This window comes from Algoriphagus locisalis, assembly GCF_900116615.1.
GTDB classification, from domain to species: Bacteria; Bacteroidota; Bacteroidia; order Cytophagales; family Cyclobacteriaceae; genus Algoriphagus; species Algoriphagus locisalis.
This window is the reverse complement of the sequence record NZ_FPBF01000003.1, coordinates 462660-479918: the sequence shown is the minus strand read 5'-3', so window position 1 is coordinate 479918 and position 17259 is coordinate 462660. Positions and strand designations below refer to the sequence as shown.

Here is a 17259-nt window from a genome sequence, read left to right as displayed (position 1 = left end):
AGTTTAGTCCTCAGCTCTGGTTTTTTTGGAAGTGATGCTGGCGAATAGATTGTTTTTTGCATCCTGCAGGTCTGCAAATCCCTGATCTACTTTGCCTAAAATTCCTTCCACTTCGTTTACTGTTTTGCCGATTCCAGCGATAAGGCTTTTGTCCTTAGGTTCTTCTTTTAACCCGTCGGAGTAGATTTTAACCCGGTAAGCCGGTTCAGCTTCGACAGGCTCAGTGACTTCAGCTACAGTTTGTTCCAAGTTTAAAGGAGGTAGTTCTGCTTGTTTAAATTCAGGTGTTTCCACTTCGATTTTAGGAGCTGTTACTTTCTCCACTGATTCTTGTTTTGGTTCCTCTCTTACCTCGTTCATTGCGACTAGATTTTGAGGAGAAGTAGCTAGAGGTTTTTGAGTACTAGAAGAAGTATCAGCAGGCTTGGCGTTAGGTTTTGTGGTAGTAGTTGGTTTAGTTTTCAATTCCTCAGCAGCCTGCTGATTTTCAATTTCGTTTTGGGTTTTCTCAGTTTCTTCAGGTGTTGTGATTTCTGCTGGAGTTGGAGTAATTACTTCTTCAGTGGTATTATCAGCAAGTATTGGCTGATCAACTGTCACATCTCCCTCACGCATTACTAAGTACCCAACAGTGAATAGGAGTGTAAGTGAAGCAGCGGCTGCCCACCAGATCCCCTTGTAGGACTTGGACTTCTGAGGCAACTGAGATTCTAATCTTTCCCAAGCTAATTTGCTTGGTGTTTCTGTATGGTTTTCTAGTTTTTCTTTGAAAAACTGATCCAGATTATTTTTTTCCTTAGCCATTGATTCTCCTTTCTTTTGGTGTTTGACTGGCAATTTTTTCTTTCAAAGTATTTCTTGCCCGATTGAGCTGGGACTTTGAAGTGCTTTCTGTAATTCCCAAGAGATCTGCTATCTCCTGATGTGAGAAACCTTCGATTGCGTACAGGTTGAAAACTGTCCGATATCCTACAGGGAGGCTTTCTACCATTCTCATCAAATCTTCAGTTTCCATGTGATTGAGTTCATAGTTGTGATCCTGATATTCAGTCTCATTTTCCATGTTGATCTCCATCATCAGATGACGATGACTTCTTAGCGTCATGAGCGCTTGAGTGACGATGATCCGTTTCATCCAGCCTTCGAAACTCCCCTTTGACTGAAACTGAGGTAGTTTCTCGAAGATTTTCATGAAGCCTTCGATCATCACATCTTCGGCATGTTCCCGATCTTTTAGATATCGGATGCAGATGGCCAAAAATTTTCCCGAGTACTGATCATACAGGTGGCGCTGCGCCATTCTGTCTCCTTTGAGACATCCTTGTAATAATCCTGATTCGGTTGAAAAATTGACTCTGCTGAACATTTGAATTAGCTTTCAATTAGGTAGATGCCCGTATTGAAAAAATGGTTGCGTGGGCTAGTGAAAAAAAGTTAATATTTTTTGCTTTCTAAGCTCTGTACTGGTTTGTGTTATTTGTAATCATCTTAAAATAAGCAGTTTATGTGTTTTTAAAACGATACGTTCTTCTTTAATTTTTATTTTATCGAATGTAAGGATTTAAAAGAAAAGGACTTGCCCTGCTGTTTTATTTTAGCAAGACAAGTCCTTATTTGGATAATCTGTCAGGTTCAACTCTTTCAGGGTTTGGATCTGTGTTTTGTTCCTAATTCCATGGGTTGCACCCATGGTTATTTAGGGTTTGATCCCTTCAGGATCAGTGTTTTGATGTATATAAATTTTATATCTGTGTCCGATTAACTGCAGGTATGTTCTTTGAACTGATAGCAGAATTTCAAATTTGGCAATTCCCCCTTTCCAAAAGGGGGCAAGGAGGATTTTTCACTAAAGCCATGTATAATTCTCGAACATTTAATAAAGCGGATACAAAAAATTTTAAGTATTAAGACAATTTTTATAATCTGAGTTAACGCTCCATCAGTAATGAGAATAATTAATTAAGATTTGTGTAACGCTAGCTTCAAGGCCTCTTCCGTCTTCGGTCTCCTGTACTCCATCCAGTAAAACAAGGAAAATATAGCTATTGGCATCATTGGGCTTAATCTTTCTTACTAATAAGCCGCTTTATAATTAACCACGATATCAAGCAGTGTCCATTCGTTTTCTTTTACAGTGACAGGTTGGATATTTCCATCTCCATCAAATATGCTGGCGAAAAGGCCACCTTCTTCCACGATAAGTATAGAATATCTGCCTGGACTTAAATTGATGGAATATCTGCCATTTTCGTCCATTTCGATTTCTGTGATTGGTTTGGCAGCCACAGATTGGAAAAGACCATTTTCTAAAGTCACATCCGAGATTTTGATTAAAGGATACACGCGCAGAGTTCGTTTAACTGGTTCCCCCACGGTTACTCTTTTATCTTTCTTTCCTTCTTCGTCATCCTCATTCATCATTGGCATTTGATTACCTTCTTGCCAAGTGACCAAACCAACTACGCCTTGACCTTCTGGTTGGTATGGTGCACATTGGAAAAGAAGCAGTGTAAAAGCCGAAGCAAAAAGTAGTTTAGGTAGTTGGTTCATGAAAGGGATGTTAAAGGGTGTTTATATACTAAGGGATTATCCCGAAGTATCAAATTCCCTCAAACAGCATAAATGATTCCAAATAATTTGGGATGATGGTATTCCAGCCTAATTCTTCTTTGAGTTTTTGAGCTAGTACACCTGCACTTTCTTCTTCTCCATGAACAATAAAGGCAAGTTTCGGCTTTTGATTAAAACCTTCTGCCCATTCTATTAACTCGTTCTGATCGGCATGCGCAGAGAGTCCTTCCACACTGTAGATTTTAGCCTTTACAGGTACTTCTTGACCATAAATTCTTACTTCCGACTCACCATTTACCAGTCTCCTTCCGCGTGTGCCTTCAGCCTGATACCCTACGAAAACAACTCCATTTCTTTCATCTGGAAGGTGGTGGAAAAGGTGGTGGAGGACACGACCACCGGTTGCCATGCCACTGGCAGAAATAATTATAGCTTTTCCTTTCAAGTCATTAAGGGTGCGGGATTGTTCTTGCTTTCTATAATAGTGTAGTTGAGAATGCTGGAATGGATGCTGGACGGTGTCTTCAAGAACCGCGATGAGCTGGTGGTCCTGATGAAATTCTTTGTATAGTTTGGATACATTTATCGCCATTGGGGAATCCAGATAAATAGGCACATTTGGGATTTTTCCTTTTTTCACCAACTGGTACAAATAGTACATCACTAGTTGTGTACGGCCTACCGCAAATGCTGGAATAATCACCAGTCCGTCCCTAGAAAACACATCGTTGATGGCTTTTGCCAGTTCTTCTTCAGTTTTAACGGTAGTTGAGACACGATCACCGTAAGTTGATTCTATCCAAACCACATCCGCTTCCGGGATTAGAGTCGGAGGATATAATAGAGGATCATGGTACCTTCCCAAATCACCTGAGAATACCAGTTTTTTGGTTTGTGAATCTCCTTTGATCACAATCCTGACAATCGCTGCTCCCAAAATATGGCCAGCATGATAATACGTCACTTCCACAGAAGGATGTATGGAAAAAGGCTTTTTGAAATCTTTGGGAACGAGTAGAGGGAATACAGCTTCGGCGTCTTCTACCGTATAAAGTGGTTCCGGATTTTCATGCTTGGAATATCCTTTCTTTCGGGCATATTCAGCTTCCTCTTCCTGCAATTTTCCGGAGTCTAGGAGCAAGATTTTTGCAAGTTCTGCGGTCACCGCTGTGCAATAGATAGGGCCTCGAAACCCGTCTTTGACCAGCTTAGGCAGGCAACCGATATGATCCATGTGCGCATGGGTGAGGATGATTGCTTCCATGTCAGTTGGAGGCATGGGGAATTTATCCCAGTTTCTTCTTCGCAGTTCTCTTCTTCCCTGAAAAAGCCCACAATCCACAAGAAATTCAAAATCTCCCAGATCCAATAAATATCTGGAGCCAGTCACTGTGCCAGCAGCACCTAAAAACTTTACGCTTACATCCATTTTCCTTTGGGTTTAAACCAAAAGATACAAAAAAAGAGGCACCCATTTGAGTGCCTCCTTGCTTAGTCAAGTACTGTGCTATCGACAGGAGCTTGGGACTGATTAAACTTTGCCCTGCTGATACTGTCGAGTTGTGCCCGGTCGTATTCTCCAGTTTCAGGTTCTTCCACTTCAAAATTTACTCCTTCTGATTCCTCATCATCGTCTGGAGCTACTTCCTCTTTGCAAGTCAGACAAACCAAGCCTTGCTGATTGAAAGACCAAATGGTGTTTTGAGAAAGGTCAGTGGATTGATAGCCATTTCTGTAGATCGTGTTTCTCAAAATTTCCAGAAGGGAACGCTCCATAATAAACGGCTTGTCATAAGGAACCTCAAGGAATAGGTTTAGCTTTTGGTCTCGGAAAGTATCCAAGTTGGTTATGTCATACCCCTCATTGAAAGTGACCACAGAGTCTAGTACATCATAATTGTAGCTGATCATTTTGGCATTGTTCATCGCTTCCGCTTTGGTTTTTCCTCTAGCAAAGAATTCTTCCCGAAGTGTAACCGTAGAGTCTGATGTGCCTTCGATTTTCAGATTTACATTGTTGAAAGTTGATTCTTCGCCGATTGGGTTGAGACGTAGGATCATTATGCCATCGCTGACAGGTACAGTTTGCTCTATTTTATGCCAGTTTTCTTCTTTGAATTGAGCAATGATCAATGGAATCTGGAAGGCACATATACCTACACACAGCAACCATAAGCCAAGCGCTACAAACCCGAATCTTGCTCCGATCAAATTCTTTTGCATCAAGACGCTCAAGCCAAGAAGAATGATGATAATTCCTGGGATGATCAATAAGAAAGATGCTCCTATCACCAGCCAAAGTGGAACCAGATTCGAGAATAGTTCAATTGGGAAATTGTCCATCAATACTCGGTAGTCATCATTGCTAAATATTCCCAGGTAAATAGCAGCACTAAAGATTGGCGTGATCGTGAGCCCTAATCCAAGGAAGAAGACAAGCAAACCAAAGATCACCCGGATCACATTCAGGAAGAACCTTCCTAATGGTCCCAACGCGCTTCCTATCGCTTCGATGATCTGCCCGATTACTCTAAAAGGAGTCATAAGGATTTGTCTGGTTCTAGATTCAGGAGCCTTTGGGATAGGATTGATATTTTCTTTTATCGTAGAGTCAATATTGTCCAGCGTGATTTCTCCGCCTTTCATTCGGATACGCTCTGTAATCGAACTGGCCACAGGAGTGATGATCCACAGAATCAGGTAAATCAGGAAGCCCGAACCACCGGCTAATATCAATAGCACTAAAGCCAATCTCGTATAGATAACCTCTACACCGAAATAGGCTGCCAATCCACTGGCTACACCTCCGATTACCTTGTCGTCAGGGTTTCTGTACAGTTTCTTGATGTTTTTGTCTTCTTCTATTTCATATGAAACAGGTAGAATAATCCATAGCACGATGTAAGCCACCGCTGCGAAAAGCCCGAAACTTAAGTTGAGTCTGAAGTCATCAAATGGCCAGATATCCAAAAAGCCAAAGTTGAAACGAAGATTACCAGAGAATAATAACAGGATAGCAATCAGTCTAGTCCAAAGTGGATCTATGGTGAAGTAATGTGCTATTCCGGCGCAAACGCCTCCCAGGATTTTCCGGTTTTCCAGACGCATCAATTTTTTGTAACCTTTCTTCTCTGCATCCGGTGGAGTTACATATTTGTAGAAATCCTGATCCTTCTCAAGATTTTCTTCCTCCATTTGCTGCTCAGCGACTTCCTCCTCTACAGAAGCAAAGTCGGCGATGGTTCCCATCTTTTCGATGAGTTTATCTACGTTTTCAGCAGTGATTACTTGCTTATTGTTTTTCAGATTGCTTAGAAAAATCTCAGCAATACGATTTTCAATATCAGAGATGATCTCATGATTGTCTTTATAGGAAGAAAAGTGGCGATTGATGCCATCCAGATATTTTCGGAGCGTATCGTAACCGTCTTCTTCGATGTGGAAGAGAATTCCACTGATGTTTATACTTATCGTCTTTTTCATCTGCTTGTCATTAATTTTTTATGGCCAGATGGAATCTCGCCTGATAGAGAGTTGCTCCACTTTGAGATACTTAATGTTGTGCTCGATTTAATGTGCTTATGATTATTTTTCAAAGGCCACATAGAATCTCGCTTAGTGGGTGAACTTCCTTCCGTGTTTTTCGGTAACATGCTCGATTTCATAATCAATTCTTTGAGGTGATGAGAAGGGTGGAATTGACTAGTGAATCCCAGGTGGTGGAGAGTGTGCCTAGAAAGGCTTTTCCTTCTTCAGTGATGGAATAATATTTCCTTGGCGGTCCAGATTCGGACTCAACCCAGCGATATTCTACCAGTGAGGCAGACTTCAGTCGATTTAGAAGTGGATACAGCGTACCTTCCACTACGATCATTTGAGCTTGGGTCAGCTCCTCGATCAGATCTGAAGTATAAACCTCGCCTCGGGAGATGATATGCAATACGCAAAACTCTAAGAGTCCCTTGCGCATTTGAATCTGTGTGTTGGCGACATTCATGTTAAGGTGATTATGTGTCAATGTTTCGGGGAAATCCTATTCCCTTCCTCACTTCTTGAAGAAAAATGATACCAATCTTTTCCAAGCTACCTTGTATAACCTAATTCCTTGCCATAAACAGGTAGTAGGTATAGAGAAATAGCACAAAAAGTGCTCTTATTTTACTTAAATCAATGATTGTGTTTTTTTGAGCATCCTGAGAAAAAATTTTTCCCGGAAAATATTGCCTTTCCAACTTTACTAAAATGTTAACTTTCTGAACATATTTCTGTACGGGGACGGACAGGTGATAGGCATTTTCGAGAAGCAAATTGATTACTGATCGTGCCGTTGGCACTCTATAAATATAACTAAACGATTCATACCCAGAATTGCATTCTGGGCTTTTATTGACCTTGCCGTTGGCAAGGGGGTTGGCGTTGATTGGTACTTTTCTGGATAGATAAAATAGATAGCATACAGTTATTTATTCAATTTGATCATTTAGCTAGAACCTGATACGCTTGCATTTTAATTGTGACTTTTTGCCAACGGCAAAACCCATATCAGCCCCGAATACAGCGCAGCGAAATTCGGGGTGAAAAAGTGTATTGAGAATCCACAGAGTGCCAACGGCACGATAGGTGTAATTCTGACTTAAGTATATGGTTAACACTAGCATTGAGGCTGCTTCGGTCACCGGTCTTCGGTCTTCCAGCTATATAATTTGAGAAAGTAAGGTTGTTGGCATCACTGGAGATAATTATAGCGGCATTATTTCATTATTTTTCACCCGAGTTACCATAGGATTGATTATTTGGTTTATTTTGAAATGTGAATTTTAGCAGAGCAACTACAATTTTTTATTCCCTTCTCTTTTTCCTCCTGTTGTCAGGGAGCAAAAGCGTTTTTTCCCAGGATTTGGCACCCAAGTATTCCAATGAATTTTTGAGTATTGGAGTAGGGGCAAGAGCCTTGGGGATGGGCGGTGCTCAGGTTTCGGCTGTTAGAGATGTGACCGCTGCCTATTGGAATCCTGCGGCTTTGATGGGCGTGCAGCATAAATACGAATTTAGCTTGATGCACTCCGAGTACTTCGCCGGCGTGGCACAATACGATTATTTGAGTTTTTCTACCCCTATTAAAGATCAAAGCCAGGTGGCCGTTTCGTTGATCCGGTTTGGCGTGGATGATATTCCAGACACTAGATTTCTCTACGATGCCAATGGGGCTCTGAATTATAATAACATCCAGTTTTTCAATGCTGCTGATTATGCCCTTTTGCTAAGCTATGCCAGAGATCTTTCCGACAAATTCAAAGTGGGAATGAATGCCAAAGTTATCCATAGAAATGTTGGTAAATTCGCTCAGGCTTGGGGTTTTGGACTGGATGTAGGCGGAATCTATGTGAAAGATAAGCTCACCCTAGGACTGATGGTTCGTGATATTACCACTACGTTCAACGCTTGGTCTCACGATGCAGAATTGGTTCGGGACATCTATTCTCAGACAGATAATGAGATTCCGGTCAACTCGGTGGAGCTGACTTTGCCCCGCGCGATTTCTAGTATTGCCTACGACTGGAAGATTGGTAAGCAATTCAGTTTGCTGACCACCTTGGATCTGGATATGACTTTTGATGGGGAGAGAAATACGGTGATCAGTACGCCGCTTCTAAGTATAGATCCTCGGTTTGGGTTGGAAGCAGGATTTCAGAATATTGCTTTTATACGTGCCGGTATTAGCAATTTCCAATACATCAAAGATTTTCAGGGAAATGAAAGCCTGAATATGCAGCCTAGTATGGGCATCGGCGTATTTATCTCTGAGCGATTTCAAATTGATTATGCACTTTCCGATATCGGAAATGTGTCTGAAACGCCCTATTCACATGTGTTTAGTGTGAAAGTGAGTTTGGAGAAATTGGACCCTGACTTCAGGAAATTTAAAAGCTGGACAAACAAATGATAAAAAAACTACTATTCATTTTTCTGGCATTTGTCTTCCTCTCCTCGCTGGCGCAAGCGCAGCAGCCGGTTTGGTATAATTACGATCAGACGTATTATAAAATACCTACGGGAAGCGATGGAATCCACCGGATTTCAGCTTCTGCACTGAGTAGTGCTGGCATCAACTTGGATGGATTGGATCCTAGAACTATCCGGCTTTATCATAGAGGGAAGGAAGTGGCCATTCACATTGAGGGAGAAAATGACGGGCGTTTGGATGCCGGAGACTACATAGATTTCTATGGGCGAAGGAATGACGGAACACTTGACAAATTGCTTTACACTGATTTGCAAGAGATTCCCAATCCCTACTTCAATACTACTTCAGACACCACCGCTTTTTTTCTTACGATTAGCGAAGGGCAAAATGGGAAACGGATGAATCTTCGTCCAGCTCCAGAGGCTTCTTTGCCGCAGGCTACTAACTATGAATCCGAAGAGCTACTCGCACTGGGCGAGCAATATTCCCTCGGAGTAGCGTATGCATTGGGATTCAGATTGTCCAAGTTTGACTTGGGCCAAGGCTGGATGTCCTCGGTGATTTCTAAGGGAAACACGCGGAGAATCACCTTTGAGCAGTTGGGTGCCATGGCAAATCCCGGAGCTGCAAAGTTAGAATTCGGGTTGGTAGGTAGATCCGAAAATGCCCATAGTACAAGGATTTTTGCGGGACCGAATACTACTACCCAGCGATTGATCGGCACAGCCAATTTCGCCGGGTTTGTGAGTAATCAGCAAGTTGTCGATCTGGCTATGACAGATTTCAATGCGGATGGAAGTGTGGTGATTTCCTTCGAATCGGCAGGAGCTGAATCTGTGGATAATGTATCGGTAGCCTACGCTAAAATCACTTTCCGTAATACCGTGAGCGTAGGAGATTTTACTTCCGAACTATTCATTTCCCCTGCGGGAAACCAACAAATTCAGCTTTCCCAACTTTCTGGAAATTATTCCGCAATGGAAATTTCCGACCCGCTCAATCCGGAGAAAGTGCAGCTGGCTGTCAATCAACAATCCCTGGCTTTCAGGTCTGCCGTACCCACAGACTCCAGTAAGGTTTGGATGCAAAACGAGGAGAATATTATTCAGGTTTTGGCAGTAGAGCCCCTGCGATTCAGGAACTACCTAGCTCAGCCTGCAAATTATATTTTGGTGGGGCATAGCGCCTTGGAGCAGCCAACTAATCAATTTGATAATCCTCTGAAAGCCTACGCCGAACACAGGGGATCTCCGGCAGGTGGAGGATTTGATACCCTGACGGTGAAAGTGGAGGATTTGTACAATCAGTTTGCATACGGAGAATACTCCCCAGTTGCGATCTATGAATTCCTGAAAGCCTACTTCCCGGTGCATAAGCCTACGCATTTGCTATTAGCAGGAAGATCTTTGGCCATGTATTCCACAGCTCGATCGGGCGGTGTAACCTATTATTATAGAAATAATCCTGGGGCATTTAGCTTTCGGGACCTGATTCCTGCTGGTGGCTTTCCCTTTTCCGATAATATCTACACCCTCGGCTTGGATCCTTCTAAGCCTGATGTTCCTGCTTTGGCGGTGGGTAGAATACCGGCAAGAAATGCACAGCACTTGGCAGATTACTTGAGCAAAGCGATAGAAAAGGATGCTGTGGGGATTTCCGGTTCCTGGCAAAAAGAGCTTATTCACCTCACTGGAGGGGTTTCCGAGTTTGAATTGGAGCGGTATTTCAATTTCATGAATGGCTTCAAAACCATAGCCGAAGGGCCTTACTTGGGAGGAAATGTGACAACCTATCGTAAGCGGTCTAACTCTACCATAGAGGTGATCGATATCACGGGAGATCTGAATGAAGGCCGCTCAATGCTGACATTTTTTGGTCATGGTTCACCGACTGTGATAGATATAGAAATCGGTTTTGCCTCTGATCCCACGCTGAATTATCAGAACAAAGGCAAATATCCCATCATGCTTTTTAATGGCTGTGATTATGGAGCTGCTTATGGCAATAGCTACACACAAGGGGAGGACTGGGTGATTACGCCTGAAAAGGGAGCAGTGTCTGTGATCGCCAACTCTGCCATAGGAGTGGATGTATATCTGAGACGCTATTCGGATATGTTTTATAGAAAAGCATTTGCGGATAGTACATTAATATATCGCACGCTTGGTGAGGTGAAGCGGGAGGCTGAAGAGGCTTATGTGGAAAACTATGGCACCAGTCCGCTTTCCTATTCCCACATGGAGCAGATGATCAATTATGGCGATCCTGGAGTTCGGATTTTCCCTGCAGACAAAGCGGACTATTCCGTCAACGTTGCTGAAGTTTCGGTAGAAAGCTTTGATGAAGTGCCTGTTTCGGTGCTTTCAGATAGTTTGAAATTGAGTTTTGTACTGAGAAATATCGGTAGAGTGGATACGGACTCTATTTCATTCAAAGTATCGAGAAGATTAGCCGATGGCACTACTGAGACTTTTGACCAGGTAAAAATCCCATATGTAGCTAGAATTGATTCCCTCTTTTTCTCCATCCCAAATACCGGGAGAAATTCTGCCGGAGAAAACACCTTTACCATAGAGGTGAATTCGGCTATGGATGTGGATGAGATGACTTTTACCAACAATAGCGTGACCTTCGCCAAGTTTATCCCGCTAAGTGGCACGCTGAATCTATATCCTCTGGAATATGGGATTGTTAGCGAGGAAGAGACAGAGCTAATTGCTCAGGTACCGGGTAAAATCTCCGAGGATAGAACGGTGATCATACAGTTGGATACCGCGGCAGCTTTCAATTCCGCTTATCGCAAAGAAATTCGTGTGACCACGCGTGGTTTGGCGGAAATGCCTTTATCGCTCACGGCTTTCTCTGATAGCACGACTTTCTATTGGAGGTCAAAATACCAGGAGCCAAAGCCGGGCGAAACTGACGCCTGGACAAATTCCAGCTTTTCCTACATTCCCTCGGGTCCTGAAGGCTGGACGCAGCGGACCAGCTACCAACTGGATGATGATCAGCTGACCAATCTGGAAATCAGCGAATCTGACCGGAGATGGAAATACCTGGATATTCAGGCAAATGTGGAGGTGTTTACGGTGGGCGCGGGTGTGGATTCACTTTCGTTTAGAAACACCCAATTCTACCTGGATCAAATCCCACAGATCATAGATAATGTGAACAATGCCAATAGCCGTCTCTGTCCAAACGGCTCCTTGGGATTGGTGGCTTTTGAGCAAAAAAGCCTGATGCCATACCTGGCGATTCCGGTTCCGGGATTTGATATTCTGGATTCCAGGGCATGCGGTCGGGTTCCTCAGATGATTCAGAGCATTCAGAATTCCTGGATTACCACACCGGGACAAACCATGCTGCTGGACTATGTGAATAATGTCAAGGACGGGGATTATGTGGTGATCTTCTCCGTGGGTAATGTGACTTTCGAAGCCTGGCCTGATGCAGCGATAGAGAAAATGAAGGAATTTGGAGCAAGTGAGGCAACACTAAGAGCTTTGAAAACCGGTGATCCATATATCCTCTATGGTAGAAAAGGCATGCGTCCAGGCGAGGCAATTGAGATCATAGGAAATAAGAATATAGATGTGCCGGAGAGGGAGCAGACACTTTCCTTCGATACCGAATTAGCGGGCTACCTGACTTCTGGGGTAGTGCTGACACCGAGAGTTGGGCCAGCATCGACTTGGGAGCGTTTCTTCCAGAATGTGAATACCCGAAACTGGATCAATGAGGAGGAGAAAACCTACTTTGATATCATTGGGGTGAAGGAAAATGGGGAAGAAGACTTGCTGATCGGTAATTCCTTTGATCAGGAAATGGATCTATCATTTATCAATTCGCAGACTTATCCTTATCTGAAACTGCGCTACAGCATGAATGATCCCGAGTCCACCGCTCCGGCTCAGCTCGACAAGTGGCAGGTGAATTATACAGGAGTTCCTGAGGGAGTTTTGATCTTGAAATCAGCCAAGGATCAAGTTAATCTGCGAGAAGGAGAAGCAGGGCTTTTGGAACTGCAATTCAAGAATATTTCCCAGTATAACTTCCTGGATTCAATTCAGGTGGATTGGAAGATGACCAATCTGGGCAGCAAGAAAGTCGAGGAGTTTTCGAAGAAGTTCCCTGCTTTAAAAGCCGGGGAAAGCTTTGACTTTACGATAGAGTTTAATTCCATAGGAAAAACCGGGGAGAATGAGCTGGAAATTTTTGCCAATCCTAGGATTCAGCGGGAGCAGACTTTCCGAAACAATCAGGTGGATATGGGTTCATACTTTGTCGTTGAAGGAGATAATTCCACAGCATTGTTAGATGTGAACTTTGACGGGATTTATATCATGGATGGGGATATTGTCTCACCGAATGTGCTGATTACGGCTTTGCTGAAAAACGACCAGACGCTATTGTACAAAAAGGATACAGTAGGATTGGATCTCTATCTAAAGCAAAACTGCGAAGCCTGTGACTTCAAGCGGGTAAATTTCTCCAATCCAAACTTGACTTGGACTCCGGCTTCTGAAGATGAGGACTTCAAGGTTTCACTGATTCCAGGGCCGTTGGAAGATGGGATTTACACACTTCGAGTAACTAATGAGGATTCTAGCGAGCCCTATGAGATTACATTCGAAGTGATCAATGAATCCCAGATTACAAATTTCTATCCATATCCAAATCCCTTCAGCACTTCTGTTCGCTTTGTCTTTACGGTCACCGGGATGGAAGTGCCGGATGAAATCAAGATTCAGATTATGACCGTGACTGGTAAAGTAGTCCGGGAGATCTTACAGAATGAACTGGGGCCAATCCGCATCGGAAACAACCTAACCGAATACGCTTGGGACGGAAAAGATGAGTTTGGCGACCAGCTAGCCAATGGCGTGTATATCTATCGAGTTTTGGTCCGCAAAAACGGGCAGTTTATGGAGCATAGACCTACTGCAGGCGACAAGGCATTTAAGAAGGGGTACGGGAAGATGTATTTGTTGAGGTGATGTCGTCTTTGGTAACGGTGGGAGAGGGAGTAGTACACCAACGAAAGTGATGACTAAATGAAATTTTACAAAGAAAGTACTCGGTTGATATTCTCAGCTGCGATAGGATTAGTTGCAGTATTGACTTATATCTTGCTTCTTGAAATTAATGGATTTGAGATAAATGAAAGTAATTTGTTTATTTTATTCATGTTGCCAGGCCTACTCATAAAGTTGTTTTTGTTTTTTGCTGCACTTAGCCTGACCATAACCTCTTTTGTAGTTTTATTTTCCAAACATAAATCAAAACGACTGATTTTATATATCTCATCAGGACTTATAATTGTTTTACAAACAGGAATTACAGAATTGCGGAAAATCCAAAGTTCAAATTTATACGAATTAACAGAAGATAAATCTTTGGATTCAACAGAAGTTATCAAGCTTTATAAAAAAGCGAAGAAAAAAGAAGATATAAGAGCTATTTCAAACATAGCTATTCATCAAAATCTCCCCAGCTCTTTTCAAGAAAGATTGTCGGAATCAGAACATATAGAAGTTAGAAGGAACATTGCTTGGAAGACTAATTCAAAACAATTACTAATTAAGCTTTCGACTGATTTAGAATTCGAGGTTCGCATGGCAGTTGCATCAAATAAAATAAAGCCATTAGAAATCGTTTATAATATGCAAAATGACCCAAATGAATATGTAAAAAATACAGCATTTGCTATGTATCAAGCAAGAAGGTGAAGAAAGCAACATATCGCTAACATCACTTTGGATACAGCGGGCGGTTCCGAGTGAATATGAAAATCAGTATATCTAAGAAGGTAGTCATAGGTTGGAAGGGAAGGGCTTCGAAAGCCCGCCGTCCCCCAACTGAGTATAGTCTAGACATTTAGGCCCCAAGGTGTATATCGTATCTACACCATCATATCTTAAACACCAATTACCCGCTAATTTCAACTTAGAACAAATATGAAAAAAATGTCAAAACCGGTGGCTTTCGAATTTTTGAAAGAAATATTTCTACGGAATGGAAATCTGAGAATTAAAGATGAGGTAAAGGTTGCGAAATTTGGATCTCAAAAGCATAAAAAGGGCTACGAGGTAAGGCTAGTGGCCAAAGACGAACAGGAATTGGAACAAATACGGATCGCGATTTCTGCTTTAGACTTATATGTAGCAAAATCATATCCGAAAGGAAAACAACTTGTTCAACCTATTTATGGGAAGGAAATCACCAAGAAATTTGAGGAGATAAAGAGTAGTGAGGCTAGCAATAACAAACTCAGCTGAGAAAAGCCTAAATGTTTGGTTTTCCAACCCCACTTTCTGTCCTCTCACTAAATAGCTTTTTTACCGCTGATTCAGAAGTTCGATTCTATCTTTCTATTTAAGGATTTCTCTTTCTCAGGAAATCCGATTTCTACAAAACATTTCCACCTCCTCCATGCTTTATAGATACTAATGAATGAATCCCGTCTTCTTAAGGAAAGGAGATTTACAATAGGGACACTACTAATGAACGAGCGAGAAACAGATCGAATTATAGAAATGGCTTGGGAAGATCGCACTCCCTTTGAAGCAATAGAAACCCAATTTGGCGTTTCTGAAGCTGAGGTGATCAAATTGATGCGAAGGGAACTGAAGGAAACTTCTTTCAAGATGTGGCGGAAGCGGGTGAATTCCGGTGTAAGTCAGAAGCATCTCAAAAAGCGAAGCGCTGACATCCAGCGATTCAAATGCACAAGACAAAGAAGTATCTCCAATAATAAGATCACCTAGTGCATAGTCTCCCTACTGATTTAGCTTCTATTGAAAGCAGGATTCGAGCGATTGATCCTGTGAGTTATGCTGCGTCCAGGAATTATAAAGACGGAGCAGTGACACGTTTGAGTCCATACATTTCCAGAGGAGTAATTTCTACAAAGCAGGTTTTTGAACACATCAAAACGCTTGGATTGCCTTGGTATAAGGTAGAAAAACTCGTTCAGGAACTGGCTTGGCGAGACTACTGGCAGCAGGTGTGGATAGCGAAAGGAGAGGAGATTGAACTGGATTTGAAGAATCCACAAGCGCCGATCTCTAACTATCAAATTCCAGCTGCAATAGTACATGCTGAGACGGGAATTGAAGAAGTGGATAATGCCATAAAGGAACTTTACGAGACTGGCTATATGCACAATCACATGCGCATGTATGTGGCGTCGATTTGCTGCAATGTTGCCAATTCACACTGGCTGCAGCCTGCCAGATGGTTGTATAGTCACTTGTTGGATGGAGATTTGGCGAGCAATCATTTAAGTTGGCAATGGGTGGCGGGTGCTTTTTCCAGCAAGAAATATTACGCTAATCAATGGAATATTAACACCTACTTTAAAAGCGATCAAAAAGGGACTTTTCTAGATGTGAAGTATGAAGAGTTTGAGCATTTAGAGATACCAAGCAATTTTCTTGATACGGTTCCTTTTCAATTGGAAACGGTACTCCCAAGTCACCTTCAGCTGGATTTTAAACGGGATAAAAAGACCTTAATTTACAACTACTACAATCTCGATCCTCACTGGTATCAAGGAGAAGACGTACAGCGGATTTTTCTGCTGGAGCCATCCTTCTTTAGGAAAAATCCAGTCAGCCAAAAATGCCTTGATTTTGCGCTGGATCTGTCAGTAAATATTCAAGGTATTCAGATTTTCGTAGGGGAATTTCAGGAATTGGCGAAGCAAATCAACACAGAAAACATCATTTACAAAGAGCATCCCACCAATGCTCATTATCAAGGCCATGCTGAGTCAAGACATTGGCTCAGCAGTGTGAAAGGCTATTATCCATCTTTTTTCGCCTTTTGGAAAAAGTGTAAAAAAGAGATCAGATATGAGTCTGAGAAGGGCGAGTAAGATCAATAAATACCACTATGCAACTACACAAAGATGAAATCGAGAGACTTGAGCGAAGCTATAGACTGAATTTAATCAACTCAATTTCCGGGATAAAACCCGCTAACCTGATAGGAACCCGGTCTTCTGAAGGCAAGGATAATGTGGCTATATTCTCATCAGTGGTGCATTTGGGATCCAGTCCAGCACAACTGGCTTTCATCATGCGTCCTCAAACTGAAATTCCTAGAGACACTTATCCTAATATCATGGAGACGGGATTTTATACGATCAACCATGTGGCAGAGGCATTTATAGAAAAGGCTCATTATACCTCCGCCAAGCTGGAGAGGGGAGATTCTGAGTTTGAGCGGATGAAGCTGGAGAAGGAATTTATAGCTGATTTTCATGCGCCTTTTGTGAAAGAAAGCGCTGTAAAAATTGGGATGAAGCATGAGGCAAGTATTCCATTACCTAATGGATGTATTTTTGTCATCGGTTCGGTGGAGATGATCGTCTTCCCGGATTATACAGTGAATGAGTTGGGGCAATTGAATTTGGAAAAATACTTGGGAGTTGGGATTTCGGGGCTGAATACCTACTACGGTCTGAACAAATTGGACTCTTTTCCATATGTACGAGAGGATGAAATTCCTGATTTCGAATGAAGAAATCTGATTTGCCTACCAAGATTTGTCCCGTGCGCAAAAGACCCTTTGTCTGGCGTAAAAAGTGGGGAAATAACTGGGAGGAGGTGAAGTATTGTAGTGAGCGATGTAGGAGAAGTAAAGCTATGATAGATTAATCAGCGTTTTATTCTCAGGTAATTTTAGATCCCTGCCACACTAAAGTTCATAATTAGGGG

Annotated in this window: 14 protein-coding genes; 8 read left to right on the top strand and 6 right to left on the bottom strand. The window is 42.3% G+C overall.

The window, feature by feature from the left end; genetic code table 11:
* Nucleotides 1-3 precede the first annotated feature (3 nt).
* The 6 genes from BM386_RS11055 to BM386_RS11030 form a co-directional block, all read right to left on the bottom strand.
* Complete coding sequence (locus tag BM386_RS11055) at nucleotides 4-804, bottom strand: hypothetical protein (RefSeq protein WP_091693850.1); 801 nt, start codon at nucleotides 802-804, stop codon at nucleotides 4-6.
* A complete protein-coding gene (locus tag BM386_RS11050) occupies nucleotides 797-1366 on the bottom strand; it encodes an RNA polymerase sigma factor (RefSeq protein ID WP_091693848.1) in 570 nt (189 codons plus the stop codon). The genes BM386_RS11055 and BM386_RS11050 overlap by 8 nt, the downstream gene beginning before the upstream one ends.
* A 707-nt stretch (nucleotides 1367-2073) precedes the next feature.
* A complete protein-coding gene (locus BM386_RS11045) occupies nucleotides 2074-2550 on the bottom strand; it encodes a hypothetical protein (protein WP_091693845.1) in 477 nt (158 codons plus the stop codon).
* Nucleotides 2551-2599: 49 nt separating this feature from the next.
* Entirely contained in the window at nucleotides 2600-4000 is a 1401-nt protein-coding gene (locus BM386_RS11040) for an MBL fold metallo-hydrolase RNA specificity domain-containing protein (protein ID WP_091693842.1), read from the bottom strand.
* A gap of 62 nt (nucleotides 4001-4062) precedes the next feature.
* Nucleotides 4063-6054, bottom strand: a complete 1992-nt coding sequence (locus tag BM386_RS11035; RefSeq protein ID WP_091693839.1) for a PspC domain-containing protein — start codon at nucleotides 6052-6054, stop codon at nucleotides 4063-4065.
* A gap of 184 nt (nucleotides 6055-6238) precedes the next feature.
* Nucleotides 6239-6568 (bottom strand): PadR family transcriptional regulator, encoded by a 330-nt coding sequence (locus BM386_RS11030; protein WP_091693836.1) that lies wholly within the window; start codon nucleotides 6566-6568, stop codon nucleotides 6239-6241.
* An 837-nt stretch (nucleotides 6569-7405) separates the two neighbouring features.
* Here BM386_RS11030 and BM386_RS11020 point away from each other — a divergent pair.
* The 8 genes from BM386_RS11020 to BM386_RS10985 all read left to right on the top strand — a co-directional run bounded on the left by BM386_RS11020 (nucleotide 7406) and on the right by BM386_RS10985 (nucleotide 17199).
* Nucleotides 7406-8515 carry a putative type IX sorting system protein PorV2 gene (locus BM386_RS11020; RefSeq protein WP_139235901.1) on the top strand — a complete coding sequence of 370 codons (1110 nt, stop codon included), beginning with the start codon at nucleotides 7406-7408 and terminating at the stop codon, nucleotides 8513-8515.
* A complete protein-coding gene (gene porU2, locus BM386_RS11015; RefSeq protein ID WP_091693831.1) occupies nucleotides 8512-13533 on the top strand; it encodes a putative type IX secretion system sortase PorU2 in 5022 nt (1673 codons plus the stop codon). Before BM386_RS11020 ends, porU2 begins: the two co-directional genes overlap by 4 nt.
* A 57-nt stretch (nucleotides 13534-13590) precedes the next feature.
* Complete coding sequence (locus tag BM386_RS11010) at nucleotides 13591-14265, top strand: hypothetical protein (protein WP_139235888.1); 675 nt, start codon at nucleotides 13591-13593, stop codon at nucleotides 14263-14265.
* Between the two features lie 237 nt (nucleotides 14266-14502).
* Complete coding sequence (locus BM386_RS11005; protein ID WP_139235887.1) at nucleotides 14503-14814, top strand: hypothetical protein; 312 nt, start codon at nucleotides 14503-14505, stop codon at nucleotides 14812-14814.
* Nucleotides 14815-15039: 225 nt separating this feature from the next.
* Nucleotides 15040-15303, top strand: coding sequence for a TIGR03643 family protein (locus tag BM386_RS11000; RefSeq protein WP_091693823.1), 264 nt, complete (start codon nucleotides 15040-15042; stop codon nucleotides 15301-15303).
* Nucleotides 15303-16415, top strand: coding sequence for an FAD-binding domain-containing protein (locus BM386_RS10995; RefSeq protein ID WP_091693820.1), 1113 nt, complete (start codon nucleotides 15303-15305; stop codon nucleotides 16413-16415). Before BM386_RS11000 ends, BM386_RS10995 begins: the two co-directional genes overlap by 1 nt.
* Before the next feature lie 17 nt (nucleotides 16416-16432).
* The gene (locus tag BM386_RS10990) at nucleotides 16433-17062 is read left to right on the top strand and encodes a flavin reductase family protein (protein WP_091693817.1); all 630 of its coding nucleotides are present in this window, start codon (nucleotides 16433-16435) and stop codon (nucleotides 17060-17062) included.
* Nucleotides 17059-17199 (top strand): DUF2256 domain-containing protein, encoded by a 141-nt coding sequence (locus BM386_RS10985; protein ID WP_091693814.1) that lies wholly within the window; start codon nucleotides 17059-17061, stop codon nucleotides 17197-17199. Before BM386_RS10990 ends, BM386_RS10985 begins: the two co-directional genes overlap by 4 nt.
* Nucleotides 17200-17259 lie beyond the last annotated feature (60 nt).

Bases quoted from the DNA above. Each gene is read 5' to 3' on its own strand.
- porU2 (WP_091693831.1), top strand. From the start codon at position 8,512: ATGATAAAAAAACTACTATTCATTTTTCTGGCATTTGTCTTCCTCTCC.
- BM386_RS11005 (WP_139235887.1), top strand. From the start codon at position 14,503: ATGTCAAAACCGGTGGCTTTCGAATTTTTGAAAGAAATATTTCTACGG.
- BM386_RS11040 (WP_091693842.1), bottom strand. From the start codon at position 4,000: ATGGATGTAAGCGTAAAGTTTTTAGGTGCTGCTGGCACAGTGACTGGC.
- BM386_RS11055 (WP_091693850.1), bottom strand. From the start codon at position 804: ATGGCTAAGGAAAAAAATAATCTGGATCAGTTTTTCAAAGAAAAACTA.
- BM386_RS11010 (WP_139235888.1), top strand. From the start codon at position 13,591: ATGAAATTTTACAAAGAAAGTACTCGGTTGATATTCTCAGCTGCGATA.
- BM386_RS10985 (WP_091693814.1), top strand. From the start codon at position 17,059: ATGAAGAAATCTGATTTGCCTACCAAGATTTGTCCCGTGCGCAAAAGA.
- BM386_RS11030 (WP_091693836.1), bottom strand. From the start codon at position 6,568: ATGAATGTCGCCAACACACAGATTCAAATGCGCAAGGGACTCTTAGAG.
- BM386_RS11000 (WP_091693823.1), top strand. From the start codon at position 15,040: ATGAACGAGCGAGAAACAGATCGAATTATAGAAATGGCTTGGGAAGAT.
- BM386_RS10990 (WP_091693817.1), top strand. From the start codon at position 16,433: ATGCAACTACACAAAGATGAAATCGAGAGACTTGAGCGAAGCTATAGA.
- BM386_RS11035 (WP_091693839.1), bottom strand. From the start codon at position 6,054: ATGAAAAAGACGATAAGTATAAACATCAGTGGAATTCTCTTCCACATC.
- BM386_RS11045 (WP_091693845.1), bottom strand. From the start codon at position 2,550: ATGAACCAACTACCTAAACTACTTTTTGCTTCGGCTTTTACACTGCTT.
- BM386_RS11050 (WP_091693848.1), bottom strand. From the start codon at position 1,366: ATGTTCAGCAGAGTCAATTTTTCAACCGAATCAGGATTATTACAAGGA.